This is a genomic window from Stenotrophomonas sp. Nf1 (assembly GCF_003028475.1).
GTDB lineage: Bacteria > Pseudomonadota > Gammaproteobacteria > Xanthomonadales > Xanthomonadaceae > Stenotrophomonas.
Genome location: NZ_PYTV01000001.1, coordinates 830,187 through 836,943 on the forward strand (window position 1 = coordinate 830,187; position 6,757 = coordinate 836,943).

General features: G+C 68.4%; 3 protein-coding genes and 1 pseudogene. 2 read left to right on the forward strand and 2 right to left on the reverse strand.

The genetic code is table 11. The annotated features are described in order from the left end of the window. Positions 1-20: 20 nt before the first annotated feature. The gene (gene ybeY / locus C9412_RS03955; protein WP_107230403.1) at positions 21-506 is read right to left on the reverse strand and encodes an rRNA maturation RNase YbeY; all 486 of its coding nucleotides are present in this window, start codon (positions 504-506) and stop codon (positions 21-23) included. Then, entirely contained in the window at positions 503-1,489 is a 987-nt protein-coding gene (locus C9412_RS03960; RefSeq protein WP_107230404.1) for a PhoH family protein, read from the reverse strand. Before C9412_RS03960 ends, ybeY begins: the two co-directional genes overlap by 4 nt. A gap of 423 nt (positions 1,490-1,912) precedes the next feature. Between C9412_RS03960 and C9412_RS03965 the strand changes: the two genes are divergently transcribed. Both C9412_RS03965 and C9412_RS03970 read left to right on the forward strand, forming a co-directional pair. Beyond that, positions 1,913-5,095 carry a type VI secretion system Vgr family protein gene (locus C9412_RS03965; protein ID WP_107230405.1) on the forward strand — a complete coding sequence of 1,061 codons (3,183 nt, stop codon included), beginning with the start codon at positions 1,913-1,915 and terminating at the stop codon, positions 5,093-5,095. Then, a pseudogene (locus C9412_RS03970) lies at positions 5,095-6,757 on the forward strand (phospholipase); the annotation flags it as partial. The gene C9412_RS03965 and the pseudogene C9412_RS03970, both read left to right, overlap by 1 nt.

The window sequence follows — 6,757 nt, forward strand, 5'->3', positions numbered from 1 at the left end:
TCGGCGTTGAAATGGCGCGTTCAGCGCTCGCCGGCGTAGGGGTCGGCAATGCCGAGCTCGGCCAGGATCTCGCGCTCCAGCTGTTCCATCGCTTCGGCTTCCTTGTCGTCCTCGTGGTCCCAGCCCAGCAGGTGCAGCACGCCGTGCACGGTCAGGTGCGCATAGTGGGCATTGAGTGCCTTGCCCTGTTCGTCGGCCTCGCGGGCCACCACCGGCGCGCAGATCACCAGGTCGCCCAGCAGCGGGAACTTCACGCCCTTGGGCAGGCCTTCGGGCACTTCGGCTGGGAAGCTGAGCACGTTTGTGGCGTAGTCCTTGCCGCGGTAGTGGCGGTTCAAGGACTGTCCTTCCTTGGCATCAACCACGCGGATGGCCAGGTCGGCCTCGCGGATGCGGCCCTTCAGCGCGGCCGCCACCCACTTGCGGAAACTCACCGCCGACGGCAGGCCGGCACGGGGCAGGGCGTAACTGACGGCGACATCCAGTCGCACGGGACCACGGGTCATGGAGTCGCTCCAGGTTGGATCTGATGCAGGTCGCGGCGATCGTAGGCGCTGACGATGCGCGCCACCAGCGGGTGGCGGACCACGTCGCGCGATTCGAAGAAGGTGAAGCTGACGCCGTCGACGTCGCGCAGCACATCGATGGCGTCGCGCAGGCCCGACTTCACATGCTTGGGCAGGTCGGTCTGGGTCAGGTCGCCGGTCACCACGGCGGTGGAGCCGTAGCCGAGGCGGGTCAGGAACATCTTCATCTGCTCGATGGTGGTGTTCTGCGCTTCGTCCAGGATCACGAACGCATCGTTGAGCGTGCGCCCGCGCATGTACGCCAGCGGCGCGATCTCGATGACGTTCCGTTCCAGCAGCTTGACCACCTTCTCCACGCCCATCATTTCGTACAGCGCGTCATACAGCGGGCGCAGATAGGGGTCTACCTTCTGGCTCAGGTCGCCGGGCAGGAAGCCCAGCTTCTCGCCGGCCTCCACCGCCGGACGCACCAGGATCAGGCGCTGCACCCGCGATTCGTTCAGCGCTTCCACCGCGCTGGCGACGGCCAGGAAGGTCTTGCCGGTACCGGCCGGGCCGATCCCGAAGTTGATGTCATGGGTGGCAATCTGGTGCAGGTAGCGGCCCTGGTTGGCGCCGCGGCCGCGCACCGTGCCGCGCTTGACCTTGATCGCCACGTCCTGTGCCTCGTAGGAGCGCTCGGCGATCTGCTCAAGATTGGCCTGCGCCAGGCGCAGGTGGATGGCGTGGTTGTCGAAGGTGGTCTCGGCGGTCTCGGCGTACAGCGCCTCGATCAGCTTCTGTGCCTCGACGATGGCGTCCTTCGGGCCGCTGATGCGGAACACGAAGCCGCGATTGGCGATTTCCACGCCCAGTTTCAGTTCGACCTGTCGCAAATGGCCGTCGAACGGGCCACACAGGTTGGCCAGCCGCTCATTGTCTTCCGGCGACAGGGTGAAGTCTCGGTGCTCGATGCTTTTCATTGCTCGGGGTGGGGCGGACGCCTTCCACCGCAGTGTCTTCAAGGGGAAACAAGGGTAGCGCGCGGGTGCGCGGACGGCCAGCACGGGCGCGCGGGGAAGTTCTCCACACCGGGTGTGGACGGTACCTGCGCAAACCTGTGGATAGACCTCGCCACTGCTTGTGCCACAAGCTGTATGAGCCGGTGGTGAAAAAAACGTCACGGAGGCTGGCCGCCGGGGCGCCGGAAACTTGACGGCAGCCCCGTGCGGGGACGAGTATCGGCGCCGAGCCCCAAGGAAACAGGGTCTTCCACCCGGTCCTGCGTTGTGCGCGGACTGCCTGCCTGGCCACCTCCGGACTCCCGGCGGCGGTGCGGTCAGGTGCAGGGGGAAGCAGGCAGGCAAGCCATCGCCAGGACAGGAGTGCCTGGCTCAGGAGACGTCATGGATGCTTCACACGCGCGAGTCGCACTCGCTTCGCTGGCCGGGCTGGAGCCCGAGCGCCAGCTGCACCGTCTGCAGGCCGAGGGCCTGCCCCCGCTGCTCGTCGAACAATGGTGGGGGCACGAGCGCCTCGGTGACGGATTCGATTACTGGGTGGATGTGCTGCATGTGGATGCCGGCCTGCCCATCAGTGAGGGACCCGGGCGCAAGGCGACGCTGATCACCCGGCTGGATGACGGCCAGGACCATGTCCGTTGCGGTTACATCGCCACGATGCGCCTGCTCGATACCGACGGCGGGCTGGCGCGCTACCGCCTGCACTGTGTGCCGTGGACCTGGCTGCTGGGGCATGCCCGGCACAGCCGTGTGTACCAGGCGCGCAGCGTGCGCGAGATCGTCGAGGACGTGCTGGGCGGGCATGCCGAACTGGCCCGGTGGCGCTGGAGCGATGATGCGGTGGCCGACCTCGCCGCGGCGCCGGTGCGCAGCTACTGCGTGCAGTACCGGGAATCGGACCTGGCCTTCGTGCAGCGCCTGCTGGCCGAAGAGGGGATTGCCGGTGCCTTCCAGAGCGACGCCGAGGGCGCACTGACGCTTGTGCTGTTCTCCGACAGCAGCGCGCAGCCGGAAAATCCGCAGTCGGCCCGCGACGGCGGTATCCGCTTCCATCGCCATGACGGCACCGAGCAGGCCGATGCCCTGCAGGCGCTGGGCGCGCGCCGGCAGCTGGGCAGCAACCGGCTGTCACTGGTCACCAGCGATTACAAGGGGCCGGTCGTCCGCCATGCGCAGCTGCCGTTGCAGGGCGCCGGCCACAGTTCGCGCGAAGTCTACGATCCGGCTGGTGCGCATGCCTTCGCCGACGCCGGTGATGGCCAGCGACGGGCCCGGCTGGCCGCCGAAGCCCATGAAGCCGGGTTGGGAGGATGGTGGGGGGCGGGTACTGTCCGCAGCCTGCAGGCGGGCCGGTTCATCCGTGTGCTGGCCACGGGCACCGGTTCGGCGCCGGTGATCCTGCCCACCGAGATACTCCATCATGGCTGCAACCCGCTACCGGTCGCGCAAGGGCGCGATCAGCCGCGTGCGGCGCCGCCGGCCCGCTGGCTTTCCGCCAGCGTCGTGCTGCCCGGTGCGCCGCTGGAAGCAAGCCCGGCGATGGGCTACGCCAACCGGTTCCGTGCCGTCGACCAGCAGCAGCGCTGGCGTCCGGTCCTGCTCGACGGCACCGGGCAGCGGCTCAACCCGCGCCCGATCGCGCCCGGTCACCAGAGCGCCACGGTGGTGTCCGGCGCGGGCCGCGACGACGCCGACCTGCATGCCGACAGCCAGGGCCGGATACGGGTCCGCCTGCATCTGCAGGGGGCCTCCGATGCGGCCGCCACCTGCTGGATGCGGGTGGCACAGCGCTATGCCGGGCCGGGTGTCGGGGCGCAGTTCCTGCCCCGCGTGGGCCAGGAAGTGCTGGTTGGCTTCCTTGAGGGTGACATCGACCGGCCGCTGGTGCTCGGCGCCCTCTACAACGGTCGTGGCGACGCCGGTATCGCCCCCACGCCTGCCGGGGCTGCCGCGGCGGACAGTGGCAGCGGCATGTTCAAGCAGGCCGCCGACAACCGTCCGAGCGCGCAGGGCAACGCGGCCGGCGGTCACGCGCCGGCCTGGCACGCCATGGCCGCCGGCGACGACCAGCATCGGCACGCCGGTGCGTTGTGGGGCATCCAGTCACGGGAATGGTCCGGCAGTGGCTACAACCGCCTGGTCTTCGACGATACCGATGCACAGCTGCGCCTGCAGCTGGCCAGCAGCCAGGCCCACAGCGAGCTGAACCTGGGGCACCTGCTGCACCAGGCCGACAACCATCGCGGTTCCCTGCGCGGTGAGGGCGTGGAACTGCGCAGCGATGCCTGGGGGGCGCTGCGCGCCGAGCGTGGCGCCTGGTTGAGCGCACGCCCGCACACTGCATTGTCGCCGGCCGGCGAAGCGGTGCCCGCAGGCGCGCTGCTGCTGCAGGCCACCACGCTGGCGGCCTCCAGTCACAACGTGGCTGCGGTCCACCGCACCGTTGGCCTGGCCAGCCATGCACCGCCGGACGACAGCGCCGGCCTGGCCGGCCTGCAGCGGATTGCCCGTGCCGCCGTGCCAGGGCAGAGCTATGACCAGGCCCGCGCAGGCGGCGATGACCGCTCCACGGCCGGCACCATCCCGCACACCAGTGAACCTACGCTGGGGCTGCATGGCCACGCAGGGCTGGCGATGGTCACCGGTCAGGGCCTGCACTGGAGCAGCGCCTGCCAGGTGGTCCTGGCCAGTGGCCAGCACAGTGACGCCAGCGTGGCCGGCAACGCGCGCCTGCATGCGACGCAGGCGGTCGGCCTGCTGGCCGCCAGCGGTCGGGGGTTTGCCGGCGATGTGGCATTGACCGTGGTAGCGGGGCAGGCAGCGCTGGACGTCCGCGCCCAGTCCGCTGCGATCACCGTGCAGTCGCGGGCGGCATTGCGTGCCGCCAGCGCCCAGGCCGCAGTCGAGCTGGCCGCGCCGCGCACCCTGCATATCGCCACCGCCGGTGGCGCCAGCCTCACCCTGGAGGGTGGCAACCTGGTGGTGAACTGTCCCGGCACCATCACCGTGCATGCCGGACAGAAATCCTTCGTCGGGCCTGCGCAGCTCAGCTACGCGCTCCCGGACATGCCGACCAGCACCCTCAGCGAGCAGATTCCGAAGCTGGCCTTCCGCCTGCAGGACATTCCGGGACCACAGGGGCATCCGCTGGCAGGCCAGCCCTGGAAGATCGTGCGTACCCGCAAGGCGCTGGACGAGGACATGCGTGATGGCGCGCTGGTACCGGGCAACTGGGCCGAGACCCTTGCCGAAGGCCAGGCCGACGAGCAGGGCGACGTCAGCCTGGATGACACCCTGTGCGCGAAGATCTGGAACGATGCCGGCCGGTTCCCGGGGCGCCTGTTCCTGGTGCATGGGATCGACGTGATTCCCCTGCAGCGTCCGCGCCCCTACAGCAGTTCGCCGGGCGTGCGCGCCACCATGGACACGCTCGAAGCGATCAACTACGGCAAGACCCTGGCCGACCTTCCCGATGACGCGGCGCTGCATGCCTACCGGCAGCGCGCCGAGTACGAATTCCAGTCGCACATCGACGCCGACCCGGCCCAGCGCAAGGAGATCCAGTGATGGCAGACGGCACCAAGCTGGGCAGCGTCCCGCATAACGCATTGACCTGCCTGGACGGGCAGAAGGGCACCACCAGCGGCGACTATTACGCGCCACCGGACCGGCAGTTCGCGCCGGTGCGGAGCGGCAACAAGGTTGACGCCTACACCGACGGCCGCTCGGCGATGAAGGCGATGGCCGATGCCATCCGCGGCGCGCAGAAGTTCATCTTCATCGCCGACTGGCAGATGAACTTCGACACCGAGCTGGACAGCCGCGGTGGTGCCCACGCCAGCCGCCTGAGCGAACTGCTGTTCGATGCCATCAACCAGCGCGGCGTGGACGTGCGGGTGCTGCTCTACGACAGTGTCGAGGCGGCGGCCTACACCCACGAAAACGAGGCGCGCACGGCCCTGTACAAGATGCAGGATGCCAATACGCCGGGGCAGGTGCAGGTCGGCCTGCACAACCCGGCCACCGGCCGCACCGATGCCTTCAACATCGCCTTCTCGCACCACCAGAAGATCCTGGTGGTGGACGGGAAGATCGGCTTCGTCGGCGGCCTGGACATCGCCCACGGGCGCTGGGACGACGGCAACTTCGACGTGGTCTGCGACCCGAAGCTGCATGTGCTCAATGACCACTACAACAACTGCCTGAGCAAATTCCGGGGCATGACGAGTGCTGAGCAGGACCTGACCCTGGACAAGCCCGATACCAGCCCGGACGCGGTCGGCCGTGTCCGCCCCGGCTTTGCCCAGGCATACGTGCCAGGCCTGGCCATCGCGCTGGACCGGATGAAGGCGCAGTGGGATGCCGGCGCCGCACTGGCCGAACTGCAGGACTATGCGGACAAGCTGGGCGTTCCCGATGCATTGGAGCGCGAAGGCATCCGCAAGCTCGCCGAAATGGTCATTCCGGGCATGGAAGAAGCCGTCAAGGTACAGCGTTCAGTCGCCAAGACCTTCCTGGCCATTCAAGGGTGGTTGACCGAGATCGAAAAGGAATACGCCGACGTCATCGCCGCCTCCAACCGGGCCGCCGACGAGGCGGTCAAGCTGAACGTCGGCGAGGCGGCTGCCGCCGCCGGGCGTGCAGTGGAAGGCTTCACCAAGATCCAGGCGAAGAAGTTCGGCGAGTGGGTCGATGAGCGCAAGGCCGCGATCAAGGACGTCATTCTGGGCCCGATCAAGACGGCCACCACCGTTGTGGGATACGTGCGCGATCCTGACTCGCTGGTCAAGGATGCCAAGACCAAATATGACGAGATCGAGGCCAAGTTCAACAAGGCCAAGCAGGCGTGGGAATCGCTGGTGAAGTGGATCAACGAGCCGGTGGATCGCATCCAGCGCCTGCTCGACAGTGGCCGCCAGCCGCGCATGCCGTGGCAGGACGTGCACGCGCGCCTGCAGGGCCCGGCGGTGTTCGATATCTGCCGCAACTTCATGCACCGCTGGAACGCCATGGTCTGGCAGAACCAGCGCGGCGACCGTGAAATCGGCACGGCGGTGCGCAAGGTCCTGAATCGTGGCATCCGCGGCGCCAACGACTGGATGGGCGCCGGCCTGCCGGAGCAGACCACGCTGGCACGTGGCATGGAACTGACGCCGTTGAGCGATCAATGGCTGCAGTCGATGGGCGGCATGCAGGCGTTGTTCGGTAACCTGGCCCGGCCGGGCACGG

Excerpts from the sequence above, each read along its gene's own strand:
- ybeY (WP_107230403.1), bottom strand. The coding sequence starts at position 506 with ATGACCCGTGGTCCCGTGCGACTGGATGTCGCCGTCAGTTACGCCCTG.
- C9412_RS03960 (WP_107230404.1), bottom strand. The coding sequence starts at position 1,489 with ATGAAAAGCATCGAGCACCGAGACTTCACCCTGTCGCCGGAAGACAAT.
- C9412_RS03965 (WP_107230405.1), top strand. The coding sequence starts at position 1,913 with ATGGATGCTTCACACGCGCGAGTCGCACTCGCTTCGCTGGCCGGGCTG.